The 15758-nt window shown below is 31.8% G+C and carries 29 protein-coding genes; 15 read left to right on the top strand and 14 right to left on the bottom strand.

Going from position 1 to position 15758, the window contains the following annotated elements:
- Positions 1 to 56 precede the first annotated feature (56 nt).
- Positions 57 to 479, top strand: coding sequence for a cyclic nucleotide-binding/CBS domain-containing protein (locus Q0941_RS06590; RefSeq protein WP_299292310.1), 423 nt, complete (start codon positions 57 to 59; stop codon positions 477 to 479).
- Here Q0941_RS06590 and purS read toward each other — a convergent pair.
- From purS to Q0941_RS06575, 3 genes are all read right to left on the bottom strand, one after another.
- Positions 476 to 736, bottom strand: a complete 261-nt coding sequence (gene purS / locus Q0941_RS06585) for a phosphoribosylformylglycinamidine synthase subunit PurS (RefSeq protein WP_299292309.1) — start codon at positions 734 to 736, stop codon at positions 476 to 478. The genes Q0941_RS06590 and purS overlap by 4 nt on opposite strands.
- A 135-nt stretch (positions 737 to 871) precedes the next feature.
- Positions 872 to 1282, bottom strand: coding sequence for a hypothetical protein (locus Q0941_RS06580; protein WP_299292308.1), 411 nt, complete (start codon positions 1280 to 1282; stop codon positions 872 to 874).
- Positions 1283 to 1299: 17 nt separating this feature from the next.
- Positions 1300 to 1455, bottom strand: coding sequence for a hypothetical protein (locus Q0941_RS06575; protein ID WP_299292307.1), 156 nt, complete (start codon positions 1453 to 1455; stop codon positions 1300 to 1302).
- Positions 1456 to 1555: 100 nt separating this feature from the next.
- Here Q0941_RS06575 and Q0941_RS06570 point away from each other — a divergent pair, with 100 nt between their 5' ends.
- From Q0941_RS06570 to Q0941_RS06560, 3 genes are read left to right on the top strand one after another with little or no spacing between them, the layout of a single operon-like run.
- Positions 1556 to 2023 (top strand): hypothetical protein, encoded by a 468-nt coding sequence (locus tag Q0941_RS06570; RefSeq protein ID WP_299292306.1) that lies wholly within the window; start codon positions 1556 to 1558, stop codon positions 2021 to 2023.
- Positions 2024 to 2053: 30 nt separating this feature from the next.
- Positions 2054 to 2845 carry a twin-arginine translocase subunit TatC gene (gene tatC, locus Q0941_RS06565; RefSeq protein WP_299292305.1) on the top strand — a complete coding sequence of 264 codons (792 nt, stop codon included), beginning with the start codon at positions 2054 to 2056 and terminating at the stop codon, positions 2843 to 2845.
- A gap of 27 nt (positions 2846 to 2872) precedes the next feature.
- The gene (locus Q0941_RS06560) at positions 2873 to 3079 is read left to right on the top strand and encodes a twin-arginine translocase TatA/TatE family subunit (RefSeq protein WP_299292304.1); all 207 of its coding nucleotides are present in this window, start codon (positions 2873 to 2875) and stop codon (positions 3077 to 3079) included.
- Here the strand turns inward: Q0941_RS06560 and Q0941_RS06555 are convergent.
- Together Q0941_RS06555 and Q0941_RS06550 are read right to left on the bottom strand one after the other, a co-directional pair.
- Entirely contained in the window at positions 3076 to 3501 is a 426-nt protein-coding gene (locus Q0941_RS06555; protein WP_299292303.1) for an SRPBCC family protein, read from the bottom strand. The genes Q0941_RS06560 and Q0941_RS06555 overlap by 4 nt on opposite strands.
- 7 nt (positions 3502 to 3508) lie before the next feature.
- The gene (locus tag Q0941_RS06550) at positions 3509 to 4066 is read right to left on the bottom strand and encodes a UbiX family flavin prenyltransferase (protein ID WP_299292302.1); all 558 of its coding nucleotides are present in this window, start codon (positions 4064 to 4066) and stop codon (positions 3509 to 3511) included.
- Between the two features lie 297 nt (positions 4067 to 4363).
- On the opposite strand from Q0941_RS06550, the gene Q0941_RS06545 reads away from it, so the two are divergent.
- The 3 genes from Q0941_RS06545 (at position 4364) to Q0941_RS06535 (ending at position 6084) form a co-directional block, all read left to right on the top strand.
- Positions 4364 to 5455 carry a formate--phosphoribosylaminoimidazolecarboxamide ligase family protein gene (locus tag Q0941_RS06545; RefSeq protein WP_299292301.1) on the top strand — a complete coding sequence of 364 codons (1092 nt, stop codon included), beginning with the start codon at positions 4364 to 4366 and terminating at the stop codon, positions 5453 to 5455.
- Between the two features lie 71 nt (positions 5456 to 5526).
- Positions 5527 to 5667: a hypothetical protein gene (locus Q0941_RS06540; RefSeq protein WP_299292300.1), complete on the top strand. Its 141-nt coding sequence runs from the start codon at positions 5527 to 5529 to the stop codon at positions 5665 to 5667.
- Positions 5668 to 5844: 177 nt separating this feature from the next.
- Positions 5845 to 6084 carry a hypothetical protein gene (locus tag Q0941_RS06535; RefSeq protein WP_299292299.1) on the top strand — a complete coding sequence of 80 codons (240 nt, stop codon included), beginning with the start codon at positions 5845 to 5847 and terminating at the stop codon, positions 6082 to 6084.
- Between the two features lie 16 nt (positions 6085 to 6100).
- Here the strand turns inward: Q0941_RS06535 and Q0941_RS06530 are convergent, their stop codons facing one another.
- Positions 6101 to 6346 (bottom strand): hypothetical protein, encoded by a 246-nt coding sequence (locus tag Q0941_RS06530; protein ID WP_299292298.1) that lies wholly within the window; start codon positions 6344 to 6346, stop codon positions 6101 to 6103.
- A gap of 152 nt (positions 6347 to 6498) precedes the next feature.
- Complete coding sequence (locus Q0941_RS06525; protein WP_299292297.1) at positions 6499 to 6891, bottom strand: hypothetical protein; 393 nt, start codon at positions 6889 to 6891, stop codon at positions 6499 to 6501.
- Between the two features lie 35 nt (positions 6892 to 6926).
- Here Q0941_RS06525 and Q0941_RS06520 point away from each other — a divergent pair, with 35 nt between their 5' ends.
- Complete coding sequence (locus Q0941_RS06520; protein WP_299292296.1) at positions 6927 to 7103, top strand: hypothetical protein; 177 nt, start codon at positions 6927 to 6929, stop codon at positions 7101 to 7103.
- A 43-nt stretch (positions 7104 to 7146) separates the two neighbouring features.
- Here the strand turns inward: Q0941_RS06520 and Q0941_RS06515 are convergent, their stop codons facing one another.
- Together Q0941_RS06515 and Q0941_RS06510 are read right to left on the bottom strand one after the other, a co-directional pair.
- Positions 7147 to 7320 (bottom strand): hypothetical protein, encoded by a 174-nt coding sequence (locus Q0941_RS06515; RefSeq protein WP_299292295.1) that lies wholly within the window; start codon positions 7318 to 7320, stop codon positions 7147 to 7149.
- A 39-nt stretch (positions 7321 to 7359) separates the two neighbouring features.
- Positions 7360 to 7788: a bifunctional nuclease family protein gene (locus Q0941_RS06510; RefSeq protein WP_299292294.1), complete on the bottom strand. Its 429-nt coding sequence runs from the start codon at positions 7786 to 7788 to the stop codon at positions 7360 to 7362.
- A 143-nt stretch (positions 7789 to 7931) separates the two neighbouring features.
- Here Q0941_RS06510 and Q0941_RS06505 point away from each other — a divergent pair, with 143 nt between their 5' ends.
- Positions 7932 to 9746, top strand: coding sequence for a CBS domain-containing protein (locus Q0941_RS06505; RefSeq protein ID WP_299292293.1), 1815 nt, complete (start codon positions 7932 to 7934; stop codon positions 9744 to 9746).
- A gap of 34 nt (positions 9747 to 9780) precedes the next feature.
- Positions 9781 to 10611, top strand: a complete 831-nt coding sequence (locus Q0941_RS06500; RefSeq protein ID WP_299292292.1) for a hypothetical protein — start codon at positions 9781 to 9783, stop codon at positions 10609 to 10611.
- Here the strand turns inward: Q0941_RS06500 and Q0941_RS06495 are convergent.
- Positions 10601 to 10855 (bottom strand): hypothetical protein, encoded by a 255-nt coding sequence (locus Q0941_RS06495; RefSeq protein ID WP_299292291.1) that lies wholly within the window; start codon positions 10853 to 10855, stop codon positions 10601 to 10603. The two genes, Q0941_RS06500 and Q0941_RS06495, sit on opposite strands and share 11 nt — an antisense overlap.
- A 76-nt stretch (positions 10856 to 10931) precedes the next feature.
- Here Q0941_RS06495 and Q0941_RS06490 point away from each other — a divergent pair, with 76 nt between their 5' ends.
- Positions 10932 to 11168: a hypothetical protein gene (locus tag Q0941_RS06490; protein WP_299292290.1), complete on the top strand. Its 237-nt coding sequence runs from the start codon at positions 10932 to 10934 to the stop codon at positions 11166 to 11168.
- Between the two features lie 8 nt (positions 11169 to 11176).
- Positions 11177 to 11743 (top strand): hypothetical protein, encoded by a 567-nt coding sequence (locus Q0941_RS06485; protein WP_299292289.1) that lies wholly within the window; start codon positions 11177 to 11179, stop codon positions 11741 to 11743.
- Here the strand turns inward: Q0941_RS06485 and Q0941_RS06480 are convergent.
- Positions 11736 to 12011: a DUF5615 family PIN-like protein gene (locus Q0941_RS06480; RefSeq protein ID WP_299292288.1), complete on the bottom strand. Its 276-nt coding sequence runs from the start codon at positions 12009 to 12011 to the stop codon at positions 11736 to 11738. The two genes, Q0941_RS06485 and Q0941_RS06480, sit on opposite strands and share 8 nt — an antisense overlap.
- An 80-nt stretch (positions 12012 to 12091) precedes the next feature.
- Here Q0941_RS06480 and Q0941_RS06475 point away from each other — a divergent pair, with 80 nt between their 5' ends.
- Positions 12092 to 12325, top strand: a complete 234-nt coding sequence (locus tag Q0941_RS06475) for a hypothetical protein (protein WP_299292287.1) — start codon at positions 12092 to 12094, stop codon at positions 12323 to 12325.
- Positions 12309 to 12515 carry a hypothetical protein gene (locus tag Q0941_RS06470; RefSeq protein WP_299292286.1) on the top strand — a complete coding sequence of 69 codons (207 nt, stop codon included), beginning with the start codon at positions 12309 to 12311 and terminating at the stop codon, positions 12513 to 12515. The genes Q0941_RS06475 and Q0941_RS06470 overlap by 17 nt, the downstream gene beginning before the upstream one ends.
- Here the strand turns inward: Q0941_RS06470 and Q0941_RS06465 are convergent.
- Positions 12512 to 12844, bottom strand: coding sequence for a hypothetical protein (locus Q0941_RS06465; protein WP_299292285.1), 333 nt, complete (start codon positions 12842 to 12844; stop codon positions 12512 to 12514). The genes Q0941_RS06470 and Q0941_RS06465 overlap by 4 nt on opposite strands.
- A gap of 33 nt (positions 12845 to 12877) precedes the next feature.
- Complete coding sequence (locus tag Q0941_RS06460) at positions 12878 to 13258, bottom strand: DUF6659 family protein (RefSeq protein ID WP_299292284.1); 381 nt, start codon at positions 13256 to 13258, stop codon at positions 12878 to 12880.
- A 96-nt stretch (positions 13259 to 13354) separates the two neighbouring features.
- On the opposite strand from Q0941_RS06460, the gene Q0941_RS06455 reads away from it, so the two are divergent.
- A complete protein-coding gene (locus Q0941_RS06455; protein ID WP_299292283.1) occupies positions 13355 to 13963 on the top strand; it encodes an O-methyltransferase in 609 nt (202 codons plus the stop codon).
- On the opposite strand, the gene Q0941_RS06450 is transcribed toward Q0941_RS06455, so the two are convergent.
- Positions 13964 to 15421, bottom strand: coding sequence for a hypothetical protein (locus Q0941_RS06450; protein ID WP_299292282.1), 1458 nt, complete (start codon positions 15419 to 15421; stop codon positions 13964 to 13966).
- Positions 15422 to 15758 lie beyond the last annotated feature (337 nt).

Here is a 15758-nt window from a genome sequence, read left to right as displayed (position 1 = left end):
ATTTAATTTGAATCTAGTCAGAAAAAATTTTTATGGGAAAAAACGTCCTGATCGCCATGACTCAGGTTAGAGACATTATGGAAAAAAATGTCATCACCATTGAACATGACAAGACTGTTCTTGATGCATCAAACATCCTAAAAGAAAAAGAGATCAGTTTTCTAGTAATCATGCAAGATGGGAAACCCTCTGGAGTTGTATCAGAAAGAGATATTGTAAGAAAGATTACTGCAGAAGATAAGCTTGCTTCACAAGTAAAATTAGAAGAGATAATGTCAAAGAAATTCAAATGGGTTGAACCAGATACTGCCATTGAAGATGTAGTACAAAAAATGCTGAACAATAACATTAGACGTATGATTATTTTACATGATGGGAATCTAGCCGGAGTAATAACTCAAACAAATCTAACAGAATTTTTACGAAGTAAAATTCTCATAAATGGTACAATTGAAAATATAGAAACAGAGAAAAACTAAATCTTCAAGATATCAAAAGATACTTTGCTTACCATAGGATTGTAAATCCTTAATTCATCACAAATTTCTTGAATTTTTGACTGGGCAGTTTTTTGATCTTTTTCCTGAATAGTAAACTTTAGCATTTTTGCAGTTTTGATTTTAGAGACTGTTTTGTGAGTTCCTTTTAGAACCAGGTCATTTAGAATTGTTTCACCTTCAGGATCACTAATTCCAGGTTTGTTTTCTATAGTCACATGAACTTCAAAAGTTGCCATCTGAAATGAAAATTCCAAACGTGGTTAATCTATCTTCCGAAAAATCTTGTCCTTTTATACTAATTTTGAAATCTATATCAGGTAATCCGATTCTGAGGACTTGTGTTGTTCAGATATCTCCCAGCCCAGAATCGGTTACTTTGAATTCATTTTCTGTTTTACATATTCTGTATATTTTCGATACAGTCCTGAATTGTATTGAGGATTTTCAATAATTAATTTTGAATTTTTAAGATCTTCTTTTGATTGGAACATTTCTTTTTCGTAAATCCCTTTATCATCAAGACTTATGCAAATGTCTTGCCAAGCAAAAACTTCTTTTGGATTCTTGTTAGCAGTTGCATAGTAGACATACAAGAGTCGTAATTTGTTATATTCGTCTAAAGTTAGGTCTTTTCCTAAAATGTAATTTCGTTTTAATGTTTGAAAATATACCAAACCATCAACAGTTAAAACATAATCAAATAGTTTTGGATAGTCATCTATTGGAACTGGATATAGAGGATTTTTTTGAGAGTCCATACTAGCAGTAAGATTATACGACAACAGTTTTTGTTTCTTTATTATGCTCTGAATTTTTTCAGGCCTTCACTGACAACAATATTCACCACATGAGAGAAACTCACAGATTTTGGTGAAGATTTGATCATTTTGGCTTGAATACTACGTAATTTTTCGATATTTGTAGAATCCAATACGACAGTAATTCTGTCACCCATGAGACTACTACGTTGATCAGATATTAAAGAAATAACTTTGAAAATGACGGTTAGCCCTAGATATTGGAATTTATATCAGATTAATTTACAATATTACATTATGGCTAAAGGAAGATCACGATATTGGAAACTTACAGCAGATGAGATGGATGGATTTTCCTATGATGAATCTAAATTATTGAATTGGGAAATAAAATGCATCAGAGAACCTGAAGACGAGGCTCATTTTATTGGAGTATTCATGTATAGAAATGGAACTGCATTTGACTATGAATCAGTTAAAGGAATCTGTTATTTCCACAATAACATAGACAGAAAAGAATTGCCAGCAATTACCAGTTTCTTGCAAGGAAAGTTTGATGGAAAAGAGATGGAGAAAGGTGAACGAATTTTCTTAAAAGATTCAAAGCAAATCTATGCAAGTAAAGAGATTGGTAATTTGGCAAAAGAGATGGAGACTAAATTTAACACCAAAGCCATTATTTCATTAGAATTTGAAGGAATTACTCAGGAGCAACTCAAAGAGGCTGGTCTCCCAGAAGCAAAATTATTGCCAATTCCCACATAATTGATATAGATTAGAAAACAAAGATACCCAATGTCTGAGTTGGAAGGTTTTAATCAACATTTAGAAGAATTGCGAAAGCGTCTACTTCGAGTTGTAATTGTTATCGGAGTGATTACAGCATTCATCCTAACATTTCATGCAGAACCAATTCATCTTGGTCAGATTACATTGTATTATCCAACACCACAACCAATGGATAACATTGCAGCACAGATTACTAATCATATGAAAGATAACCTTGTACCACAAGATGTGCAATTAATTCAAACTGCACCAGGTCAAGCATTTTTTGCACAAGTCTACATTGCTGCATTAGTTGGATTAGTAGTTGGAATGCCAATGATAGTTAAAGAATTTGTAGGATTTATCAAACCAGCATTAAAAGAACATGAAATCAATGTTAGTAGAAGTATTTCATTGCCAGCAATAGGTTTGTTTGCTGCAGGATGTGTTTTTTCTTATAATTTAGTAGTTCCATACATCTTAGAATTTTTGTATAGATATGGTGAATCAGCAGGACTAGTTACATTTCTGAATGTAATTGACTTTGTAACATTTGTTTTGCAATTTTTGTTAGCATTTGGATTTTCATTTCAATTACCCCTAGTAATGTATGCAATTTCAGCTTCAGGTATGGTTGATTCTAATTTTTGGAGAAAAAATATCAGATATGCAATTGTTGCAATAGTAATTTTTGGAGCAGTCATAACACCAGATGGAAGTGGTGTTACAATGTGGTTTATTGCAGGACCAATGATAGCACTGTACACAGCAGGCATGATCATCATTGAGCGTAAAGAGCGCCAAAAGTTGAACACTTAAATCCAAATTTGGTGAATAAGAAGCATAATGTTAGGACTGAATCTAGCCAACTTTATCGCAGGTCAAGAATGGATCTTCATCATAATCATTGCAGTAGTATTGATTTTTGGAGCAAAAAAGATTCCAGAACTAGCCAAGACTTTTGGTAAGGCAAAAGGTGAATTTGAGAAAGGGAAAATCGAAGGCGAAAAAGAACTCAAAGACTTTAAAGATAAAGAAGCAAAAACAGACTAGTTTTCGCACATTTTTACAAAATCATTTAGAATATCTTCATAATATTGAGCATATTTGCTTGCACCAAATAATTTTTTGATTTTTAGTTTTCCAAATTTTAGTTGAACATCTACAATTACCTTTGTTCCTTGAGGAAGATCAACGAATTGTTGCTTGAAATAACTTCCTTTGATATCACCGCCAATGACAAATACTTCATGCAATGCAGATTTGTTTGAAACATGTTTTGCCATAATAAGAAATTCTTCAGATCCAAAATTGACATGTTCTTCAACTACTGCCACATTATCCCTTACAGAACGTATTCGAATTGAAGGATAATGTTGAGGAAATATCTTTTGATAGTTTTCATAATTTGAAAAAATCTCAAATACAGAATCTCTATTAGCTGAAATTATTTTTTCTAACGAAAATGTTGTCAATGGTATCTTAGAAAGAACCCCATCGAGGGTATAAATTGTGCTCTAAATCAAATTGATCAAGACACTTTCCAACACCATGATTTACAATATCACCTATTGATTTTGGTTTTGTATAAAATTCAGTAACAGGTGGCAAAATTACAATTCCAAGACGTGCAAGTTTTAGCATGTTTTCCAAATGAATTGCAGATAAAGGAGTTTCACGAACCATCAATACCAATTTTCTAGATTCCTTGATTGTTACACCAGCTGCTCTTGCAACTAGAGTATCATCATAACCATTTGCAATAGCAGACAGTGTTTTCATACTGCATGGAGCTACAATCATTCCATCAATTCTATGAGTTCCACTTGAAACGCTTGCTGCCATATTTTTTTCATCAGATACAGTTATTGCAAGTGATTTTACATAATCAACAGAATGTTCTGTTTCCATTGAAATGCATTTTTCTCCCCATTCAGAAATTACCAAGTGGGTTTCAACATTGAGTTTTTTCAATGTCTCAAGCATTCTGATTCCATAGATTACCCCAGTACTGCCAGTAATTGCAACAATTAGTCTCAACAACTATTATTGAAAATTACTGTATTTTATGTATTAGAGATAATATGCAATAAGGCACTAGATATTTGCAAATTCATCATCTGATGCAGATTCAAGTTGCTGTCTTTGCCGTCTTCTTTTTATCCACAAGGAGATTCCCCCTATTGCCATAGCAGTTAGTAAAATTACTCCAGCCATCTGAAGTTCAAAATTATACAGCACATATTCCTTGAATAAAAGATTGAGAAATATCTTGTGTTTTAGTCGATCTGAAAAATGAGAAATTAGCTATATTAGCTCCTCCCATCAATGAGTTACATGATAAAGAGTTCTGAGATTAAAAAAATTGTAAATGATTATTCAGATGTAAAAATTGGTGTTCTTGGAAGCCATTCTGCACTAGAAATTATGGACGGTGCAAAAGATGAAGACTTTGAGACCACAGTATTTTGCCAAAAAGGTAGAGAAGGACCATACCAAAGATTTGGAAGAATTGCAGACAATATCATAGTATTAAACAAATTCAAAGATATGGCTTCAGCTAAATATCAAAAGGAGTTAAGAGAATCAAATACAATAATTGTTCCTCATCGCTCACTTACAGTATATCTAGGATACAAAACTCTAGAAAATTCTTTCAAAGTTCCAATTTTTGGAAATAGAAAATTATTCCAAGCCGAAGAGAGAACAGCTAAAAAAGGACAATATTATCTTCTAGAGAAAGCCAGGATCAAATATCCAAAATTATTCAAAGACCCAAAGAGAATCAACAAACCATGTATTGTAAAGGTTCAAGAAAAAAACAGACCACTAGAGAGAGCATTTTTCACCGTTTCATCTTACAAAGACTATAAAGAAAAATCTGAAGAAAAAATCAAACAAGGAATAATTGCAAGAAAAGATTTAGAGATTGCTAGTATTGAAGAATTAGCAATTGGAACATACATGAATTTTAATTTCTTTCATACACCAATTTCAGACCAAGTTGATTTTATTGGAATTGAAAGAAGATTACAGACAAACATTCACGATTATAATGCATTACCTGCACAACAGCAGCTTGATATCAACATGGATTTGCAAAATATTGAGGTAGGTCACACTCCAGCAAGCATCAGAGAATCCCTATTAGAAAAAGTAATCAAAATGGGAGACAAATTTGTGGCTGCAGCTAAAAGGGAATATGCACCAGGAATTATCGGTCCATTCTCATTGCAAAGTGTGATTACAAAAGATTTAGAATTGATTGTGTATGATGTCTCTTTAAGAGTTCCAGGAAATCCAATTGTTGCAACAACTAGTCCTTACACAAAGTATCAGTATGGAACTACATTTGGTGTAGGAAGAAGAATTGCAATGGAAATCAAACGAGCTCAAGAAGAAGATAGATTAGACGAGATAGTTACATAATAGACAAAAAGTAATTATCAATTGTGATAATTATTAACTAGCATTAATACTGAACTTATGAATTGCATAACATGGTTAGACGCGCAACAATAATGATCGAAGACGATTTAGACAAAAAAATAAGATCATATCAAGCAAAAAAAATGCAGAAACAAAATTCCACCTATAGTTATTCAAAAGCAGTTAATGACATCATTAGAGAATCACTTTAGTGGCAAAAAGATTATTTTTCTCTAAATTGTTAATGCATTTGTCAATTGGTTAGATTGGAAATATACTGAATACCATTCATTTTGATTTGAGTGATTAAACGGTTTGACGCTCAAAGATAAATTGCTGATGCCAATTGACTTACAAACTCTTTTTTGGGCAATAAAATTGCAAGATTCATGGGAAAGATGATTTTTGTAAAAGAGATCATCATAATTTCAAAAGAACCAAGACTATGTCCCACATGTCAGAAAGATGACAGGTTAGAAAAAAACGTCATTAGAGAAGAAAGATCTGATGGAAAGACAATTTTGTGTACAAGATGTGAAGCGCTAATTGTGATTACAAATTACAATCTAAAACAAGTAGAATTATCATCGCTCAAAGATGACACCATATGCTTAAAGAACCACATTTGATTAGAAAAGTGGAATACTAGTCAGATTTTGAAAGTAACTCATCAATGACATAACCTCTAACATTTGCAATCTCCCAATCACGAAGATTAGCAATTTTACATTCTTCTTTAATGACTAATCCAGCTAATCCTTTGCTCCAAATATGGCGTTTAGGATCATAGACTTCGATAATTTTTCCGTGTTTTGTAATTTTAATTCCTCCATGACACCTATCAATTACTTGTAAGGCAACTTTTTTGTAGAGTTTCTCAAGATTAACCATAAAACCATTCCACATACTAGAATCAAAAGTGTTCTGTTTTGCGATAACAATATACCATAGAAATTTTCAAAAATAATAGCTGATGATTAATCTCAAAACTAAGCTATCACTGATAGATGATGAGTTTGCCGAATTATGAAGCAAGATAATTTTTAAGAAAATCTTTCACTAACGTCTACTGTCATAGACAGTGGAGGAGATAATGCTTCAGGATTATCAATGCTTTCCCAAACAAATACCTTAATGTGGAAAATTCCAGATTCAGTTGGAGTCCAAGATTGTGCAGGAGAAAAAGATTGTCTTGGAGACAAAGATCCAGTTAACCAAGAAAGGGAAATTACAACTCCTTCATCGTTTGTTACTTGAGTCAAATATGCAAAATCCTGTACAATATCTTGATTGTTTGAGATATCAGTCATGATCATTATCTGCTCATCAACAAAGTGAGTTTTAGAAGGTGTTGTTGATTGGGAAGTAACAGGCTCAGCTGAGGCAACACTTATTCCAGAAAACATTATCAATCCAAGTAAAAGAAGAATTTTCACAGCTAGTATTAGTAAGACGCATATTTAATCTAGATATGTCAAGACTTCCTAAAAATTTTCCAGAATTTTCTATCATACACAAAACGCTGCTCAAAAAAATTCAGGAATTAGAAGATTCAAAAGAGCCCGATAATGAAAAAATCAAACTATACAAAGAAGAATTGTTAAAAATTGAGAAAAAGTTTCCAGAAGGATTTTTTGATAGAAATTAATTATTGATGAGATTAGTAAATCACAATTTTATTGTAAGATAATTCAAGTAGAATCCATTAGTTTTGCAACCATTTCATCTCTAATCTTTAGCAGGTCTCCAACCTTTTGTTTTAGTGAATCAGAGTCCCAATTTGCCTCATGAAGGCCACGCACATATTCAATTATTTCAAGATCTACATTTAGTAGATTATCCATTAGTTGCTCTTGTTCACTCATGATTTCTCAATAACTTTCAATACAAAAAACTATTCTAAATTATTCAGCTTCCATGCTCTCTTTTAGAAGATTTTTCCTTACTAAAATGGGGATTTTGTAATATGCTCCAAGTGCCATTGCGTCTGATGCTCTATAATTTCTTAAAACCAAGTCTTTTTTGCCAGTAAAATAAAGATTCGAGCGCAATACCTCACCACTCTCATAGATTTTGACTTTAACTAGTACTAGTTCATTTTCTTCACAAATCTCCTCTATCATTTTGTAAATGGATGGAGCTTGTTCGGATTCTGTTTCACCAAAACTTGAGATATGTCTTGCAACTTCTCCAGAAAATGCACGCATGTGAAATTCTTTTCCACTATCAGCTTTTAGAATTACCAACCCTTCAACAGCATATGGGTCTACAAACCCTACATAATCAATTGTGACTGATTCATAATCAGGCTCTTGTGCTTGATCAATATCCATCGTCGTACGCATAAACTGCAGGCTCAGTGCTTATAAAGATAGCAAAAATTCTGGATCAAACATAAAGAGGTAAATAATTTTTTAACGATCAATTCTACTGCGTAACCCCAAATTATTTAAAATCCCCAACTATGGGTAGCTTAATGTCTACAAATCCAGAACGGGCAGTTTCGTATGTTCTTAGTAAGTATGTTACTGAATACATGGACAAAGATGTTCTGATACTAAATGAAAATACACTAACAAGAGAAGCTGCACGAATGTTAAGACATTATGAAACAGATGACATCATTGTTACTGATAGTGAAAAACTTCCAGTGGGAATTGTAACAGATGAAGATATTCTAAGTAAAGTTAGTGATGTAACAGTCTATGCAGAAGCTACAACTCTAAAAGATATCATGTCAGCTCCATTAGTCACTATTAACGAAAAATCAACATTACAAGATGCATTACACAAGATGAGAGATAATCACATTAGAAAGCTTCCAGTACTATCAAAAAAGAATCAAGTGGTGGGAATGATTTTCCAGGCAAGTATTGCAAACATTATTCGAGATGCAACAGCTGTTTCACCAAGAGTACTAAGTCCACCAGTAAAGGCAGTCTTAGGAAATTTGGGTTTTGTTTTACAATTTGCAGGTGTCCTTTTACTTGTTCCTGCAATCGTATCTACAATTTTAGAAGATACGGTTACTGCGACGGGGATTTATCTTACAACTGTCCTGTTGTTGGTGACAGGATTCTTTCTGAATTCATATGGTGAAAAATCCAGCCTAAATCTTCAGCAGGCATCAATTCTAGTGTTTTCAAGTTTATTCTTGCTCTCATTATTTGGAACAGTCCCGTACCTGTACGTATTTCCATCAGATGAGACTAATGTAGAGGTATTTGCTAATGCATTTTTCTCTAGTGCTGCAGGATTTACTACAGGTGGAATTTCATTATTTGATGAGCCTGAAAATTTAACACAGAGTTTCACATTCTATCGTAGCTATACTCAGATGGTAGGAGGAATGAGTTTCATTTACCTAGTTATTACTGCATTCTATCCTGAATCAAAATTACAATCAATGAGGGGTTTCATTTCAGGAAGAACACTACACATGAAAGAATTGTTTTCAACAATTACTGTAATTTTTGCAGTATACATTGTAATTGTTGCAATGTTGTTGTTTTTCTTCGGAGAGGCTAACATTTTAGATAATTTTTCACTTGCAATGAGTACTCTGGCGACAGGAGGATTCATACCGTCATCGCAAATTTTGGATGACATTAGTTGGCAAAAAGAAGTAATCTTAATGGGAGCAATGATCCTGGGTGCTTTGCCATTTACATTCCACTATGCATTTGTAAGGAAAAAATTCCTTGCACCAAAGCTTGGTAAAGAGGTATTAGTATACTTTGCAATTTTAGGAAGTGCAATTGTGTTGTTTATGGGAATTAGTGGATTAAACCCATTGGACAGTGCATTTTATTCTGTTTCAGCAAGTACTACTGCAGGACTACAACTAGAAAGTCTAGCTGGATTAAATGGAGGAGCACACGCAATACTAATTATTTTGATGTTCATAGGAGGATGTGGATTTTCAACAGCAGGAGGATTGAAAATTTTCAGGTTATTCCACCTTAAAGATGTTCGAGCATTACTTAGCAAAGTAAAAAGAGCAGAATTATCTACTCAAACAAAAAAAGAGCTCACTTCAACATTGATCATTATTGCTTTATTCCCAACTATTTCTGCAATAACGGGTTTACATTTAGCTTCAATTGAAGACGTACCCTTCCAAGATGCATTCTTTGAGGCAGCTGGAGTAATCACAACAGGAGGATTATCTGCAGGAGTAATTGATTTTGATACGGACCCAGCAACAAAAATTGTATTGGGATTTTTGATGATTTTTGGGAGACTTGAAATCATTGCAATTATCTACATTTTCGTACCCAGATTAAGCTAGATAGAATTTAATTTCATCAAAAATGGTAAAAATTATGGGTAAAGGAGAGTCAAATGCCATATCTAAAGGCAAAAAGCTCATCATTTTAGGATTTGTCACAATTGCTTTCATATTTGTAATCTATGGAAGATTTCAAGACCCAGAATTAATGACTCCAAGTGCAATTGAAACAATTCAAAGAATTGCAATAGGATTCTACATAACACTCATTGCGTCATTTGGAGCTATTGCATTTGGAATGTATAGATACCATAAAGGAAAAGTTGAATCTAAGGGCAAAGATCTATCTACAATCATTGCAATAACCACTTGGAATTCAAAATCAAGAAAAATATTTGTTGCAACTTTTGTTGGGTATGGCATATTTTTTTCCTTAATTTCAGGAACATTAGTTTACCAACCTGAAGTCAATTTTATCACACATTATGGAGCTACAATTCCATCAGGATTTATTGCACCATGCTGTGACGGTCCTGGATACATGCCAAAAATTATTGTGTATCTTACTGAACATGTTGGATTACAAATTATTCCAATAAATCTAGTCTTACAAGTAATTGTATCATATTTGGTTGGATTAAACACAGCAATTGCTGTCAATGCATACACAATTTCTAAAAAGGGAAGTGGAATGAGTACCATAGGTGCTGCAACAGGATTGTTTATTGCATGTCCAACATGTGCAGGGACATTTCTTTCAATATTCATTGGTACTGCAAGTGGAATAGCATTATCTGTCGCATTAGCACAAATGCAAACATTGTTTATTGCAATTTCAATTCCGATCTTGTTTGTAATACCATTTGTAATGGCAAGAAAATTAAGAAATCCAGATGGCAGTTGTAAGATAAATTCTATGAAGTAAATTTCTTTACTTCAGGAATTTTATAATTTCCAATATCATATCCGTCACGTCGTAGGTATTTTAACGAAAGTTTGTAAAGTAACTCATCATGATCAACTTGTTCTAAAATTTCAGTCCAGAGAACTTTTCCATTTTTATCAATTTGTGATTTAAAATCAGGATTCATAGATTCAGCAATCTCCTTGCATTCTTCCATGGTTTTTCCATTTTTGTAGGCACGAACTCGTCTATCACAACTATCCATGCAATAATACTGTCAAAATTGTAAATAAACCTAAGTCAAGTGTTTCAATCAAATACAAGGTAAAAATGAAAACATTATGGGAATTCAATCTGCTGAAGAATATGTTGATTTTTTCATAAATTTGGAAATGGGTGATAGTGTTACTTTACTAAGTTTTGCTAATAATGAAAAATTAGTGTTGAAACAAAAATTAGAATACAAAAATCTTGAAAAAGAACCTATCAGAAAAGGTATTGAAATACTCGAGACATTAGTAAATGAAATTAACGAGATTGGACAAAAAGCAGTAATTCAAAAGTACCAAAAAAATTAGAGGTTATCATGGATAAAAATTCAGAGATCATACGAACAGAAATAATTCGAATATTAAATGAAAATGGTAAAACTAGGGGAACTGATCTTGCAAAAAGAGTTATTGAAAAAGTTGGAAATGAAAAAACTGTTTACAGAGAAATTAGTGCATTAGCAGAATCAGGGGAAATTGAGAAAAAAATTCACAATAGATCACATATCGAATACGAACTTATTGATTTGTATGAATCAGTAAACAATCAACTTAAGAATTTGCATAAAGAAGTAGAGATTATTTTAGAAGAGATTTTGAGATTTGAAAGTTTAACTAAAGAAGAGAAATTTTCATTTCATGAAAGGCTAAGATCTGTAATACACTTTATTCATGTTGTTCAATCTACAAGTGGAATTATGAAATTACTCTCTTTTTACCCAACGTTCAAAAAAGACAAGATGTTTTCTCAAATTAATAGAAAAATTGATGACTGTTGGCATGCAATTATGAATATTATTTCACATCAAACTGAGGAAGCATTTCTAAATGAAGTGCTAGCAAATTTGAGAGTAAATCAGCTTGATTCAGAAAATCTTAACTGAAAGTTTTTAGCTTCTCAACAATCAATTTGAAAATTTCATCATTATCTAACAATATGTATGGTAAATCATTCTCTTGACAAGCTTGTCCGCTTTCAGTATCACGGGTTACCAAAATCATGTCATTTTCTTTTGCATAATTTATGACAGAATAATCCGTAGCCAGTTTATGCCCTTCCATACGTAATTTTTTAACACTATAGGCATCATACCCCAGATCTTGAAGTTTTTCGTCCCATCCATCATCCATTTCATCAATTAGAATTTTCATGAATTTTGTATTGTAAATCAGAATATTAGTGTAAATAATCAAAACATCAAGTACTTATTTCAAAAATTGAAATCAAAGTAATGGATGAAAAAGTAGAAGATAAGTCAGAAAAATCAAAGAGAAATCACATTACATACTACAAATCACTCTCAAAAATCATTTCAGACATTGAAAAAGAGAAAACTGAAGAGTCAGATCCTACTGTACAAAATCATTTAGATGATAGGATTGAAGCGATGAGAAAAGATCAAACAAGAATTAAAGAGATGTTTCCAGAGGTAAAAGGGGAGGAGTGGGATGCCAACACCGACTGAAAAAAATCACAACAAGCATTTAGATTTACTACACAACTACAAAGTTCACTTAGTAAAATACATCGAAGAATTAGAAAAATTGGATAAGCAATCAGAGTTTGCAAAAAAATGGAATGAAACTACCATTAAAGAAAGGAAACAAGAAATTCAAGTAATTGATAAAATTTTAAAAAATCTAATAAGATTCTAAGAATGGTATTTTTGGGTTAAATCAAATAATTTCTTACAAAAAGAATCTACATTTTCAGGCACAACTCCATCAAACCAAGCTATTTCCTCATCAATGTTATAGGCATCCAAATTGAAATTTTTTTCAATAATTACAAATTTTTCTAATTCTTTTATCTCATCAGATGAGAAATTGTAATCACAAGTCATCATATCAATATTAACCAAATAATTTCCATGCTTTGGGTTTACCTTAGCTTTAATGAAGGGTTTGTTAAATTGTTTGCAATCACGATAATGTTTGTCATATTCAAACATTTTAGAATCTCCAAGATACTTTGGAAAAGACATAACATTGTAAGAAAATCAGACTATCTAAAGATTTTAGATGTCGGCAGTAATTTTTTTAATTTTAGTAATTAATCGAATTTTTGTATTTACAGGCATTTCAGGTTCCATTGTAAAGTATACAATGTTACGCTTTGTGTAGATGACCATCTGTGAAACTTTTTCTCTTTCAACATGAACATATCTAACCTTACCAAGAGAACGATCAAATTCTTTTCTCATACTTCGTCTTTGTGCAACCTGTTTACAGAAATGTTCTTCTTCTTTTTGGTTCTTTAGATTGGTTTTACCCGTTTTCATAATGGCTTCTCGAATGTTTCCTTTGGGATCGATTATTGCAGCAAATCTCATCTTAGAATCCAATTTAAGAATACTTTGTACAATTTCTAATAAATCGATTTTCTTCTTTGCAGCCATGATAATTTAAAAAATTTCTATACTAAATATAAGCTATAATATGATTATTGGAAAAAAATCAAGCAGAATTAAATTCTTTGAAAATAGAGATCAAATGTGAATTCAGATATTTCCAGAGTACTTGAAAGATTAGAAAGCCAATCCCAGTTAGAAAAAGCAAGAAAAGTAGATGTTCCGCCTGAAGATAGAATGCTAGCAATTACCAAAGAAACAGGTGAGCTCTTGAATATGATTTTACGACTGAAAAATGCAAAAAATGTACTTGAAATAGGAATGTCAACAGGATACTCTACGATCTGGTGTGCTGAAGCAATTTTAGAAGAACAGGGTCAAATAATCACAATCGAACAGAACCCTAGCAAGATCACAAGAGCCGAAAAAAACTTTGAAGATGCTAAAGTTGCAAATAACATCACAATAAAACAAGGAACTGCAAGAGATATTTTATCAAAATTGAATCAAGAATACAATGAATTTTTTGATTTTGTTTTAATTGATGCAGATAAAGAAAATGTTATAGAGTATTTTGACTCGGTTTTGCCGATGGTATCAGCAGGGGGAGTCATCATTACAGATAACATGCTGTACCCAGAAAAATACAAGGAACATATGGCAAAGTATGCAAAACACATTAAAAAATATCAAAATGTTAGAACCATCACATCACCAATTGGTAATGGTGAAGAAATTACAATAAAACTATGATTATTTCTTTGTTGTTTTTGGTTTAACAGTTTTCTTTGTTGTTTTTGGTTTAACAGGTTTGGACGTTTTTAGGGATTTTAGTTTTTTATCTTTTTCAGCAATTTGCTTTTTGATTTTTTGCTGTCGCTCTTTCAATTTTTTATTTTTAGATTTAATTTGGGCCTCAATTTTTTCACGTTTCTTTTTAAGTGATTCATAAGATTTTTCCTCTTTTCGTAATTGTTTAGTCAGATCTGTTTGTGATTTTAATCGATTTTTTTCTTCTAGAGTTTTTTTAGCGATAATTTCTTTTTCTTTAGAAATAGTATTGATAAGATTTAAGCGGCTTTCTTTGGCTTTAATCAAGTCTTGCTCCTGAATTTTAATTGATTTTTTTAGTTTTTCAGCCTCAGCAAATTTAGCTTTTTCTTCATTTACAGCAGAAACAATATCATCATAATCTTGTTTGGCTTTGTCTAACTCTGTTTGTTTTGATTTAATTTCTTGTGCAATTTTTGCTTGTTCTACAAGTCTAATTTTTTGCTCAGAAGCAAGTTTTGCTAACATTTTTTGTTCATTTTGTACCTGTTTTTCGATTTTTTCTTGTTCAAGTTGGGCTTGAGCCAATTGTCGTTTTTGGCTTGCCAAATCTCTAGTAATAGTAGATTTTTCGGATTCAATTTTTTTAATAATGGAGGCTCTTTCTTTTTGAACTTTCACTAATTCATTTTTTTGTTGTGAAATTTCTTCAGAAAGTTTAGTTTGTGATTCAATTTTTATTCTCTCATTAAGTATTTCTGATTCTAGTGATGATTTTTCTTTTGAGATTTTTTCTTCAAAGTTTTTACGATGTGAAATCAGTTCAGTTAATTTCAATTTTTTATTTGTAATTTCTTCTGAAATCATTTGTTGTTGCTTAATTTTGTTTTCTTCAGATTCTATTGTTTTGTCAATATCAGAAAGTTCTGGTGAGGCATCGTTAGAGGACCATCCTTTTGGCATAGCTCCTTTTTCTTTAGTTTGGTTTGTTTCTATTTTTTCAGGTTCTGGTTTTTTCTCTTCAAGAGTAACTTTAGGAGGAACATTTTTTGTTTCTTTTGTAATTTCTGCAGACTCAGTAGGGATATGCTCTTGAATTGACGTATCTAATTTTGATTCCAAATAAACTTGATCAGAATGGTAAAGTGGTTTGTTATTGGATAATGTGTCATAGATATGCTGTAGTCTTCCAGGATCACCTTTTCCAGTATTAATTAGTTCTTTCACTTTTGGCAAGATGTCATTTTCTTCTATAGGATCTTCATCTAATGAAAAAGGAGAATTCAGTTTATTTTCTAAATACATTTGATCAGAATGATACAAGGGTTTGTTGTTTTTCAAAAATTCAAGAATGTGATATAATCTTCCAGGATCACCGTTACCACTCTCTATCAATTGTTCTACTTCACTAATGGTTTCAGAAAGACTAAGTTGTTGCAATGGATATCCCCGACTAGATATTCTCTTTATTAGATAGTAAAATAACTTTTTAAAAAAATTAACACACTCATGAATTTTTGATGATTTAACACTTGGAAAAAATTTGTAGCAGTGAGATGAATTTTCTCATCCTTTTTACTGGAACCAGGCGTAATGAATTCTCAAATTTCTGATTTCAGATTTACTGCCACAAGTCTGCTTTATTCTATTCAGACAATATAATTACGTATTTCTAATATTTAGTGATTATTCGTTAATTCTATATAATTACTATATAGAATCAAATTATTATAGTATTTTTTATAAGATTTTTATAATTTATTATAATTTTTTATTT

Source organism: Candidatus Nitrosopumilus sp. (genome assembly GCF_028278985.1).
Taxonomy (GTDB): Archaea; Thermoproteota; Nitrososphaeria; order Nitrososphaerales; family Nitrosopumilaceae; genus Nitrosopumilus.
The sequence above is the reverse complement of the archived record's forward strand: the minus strand, read 5'-3'. Positions and strand labels throughout refer to the sequence as shown.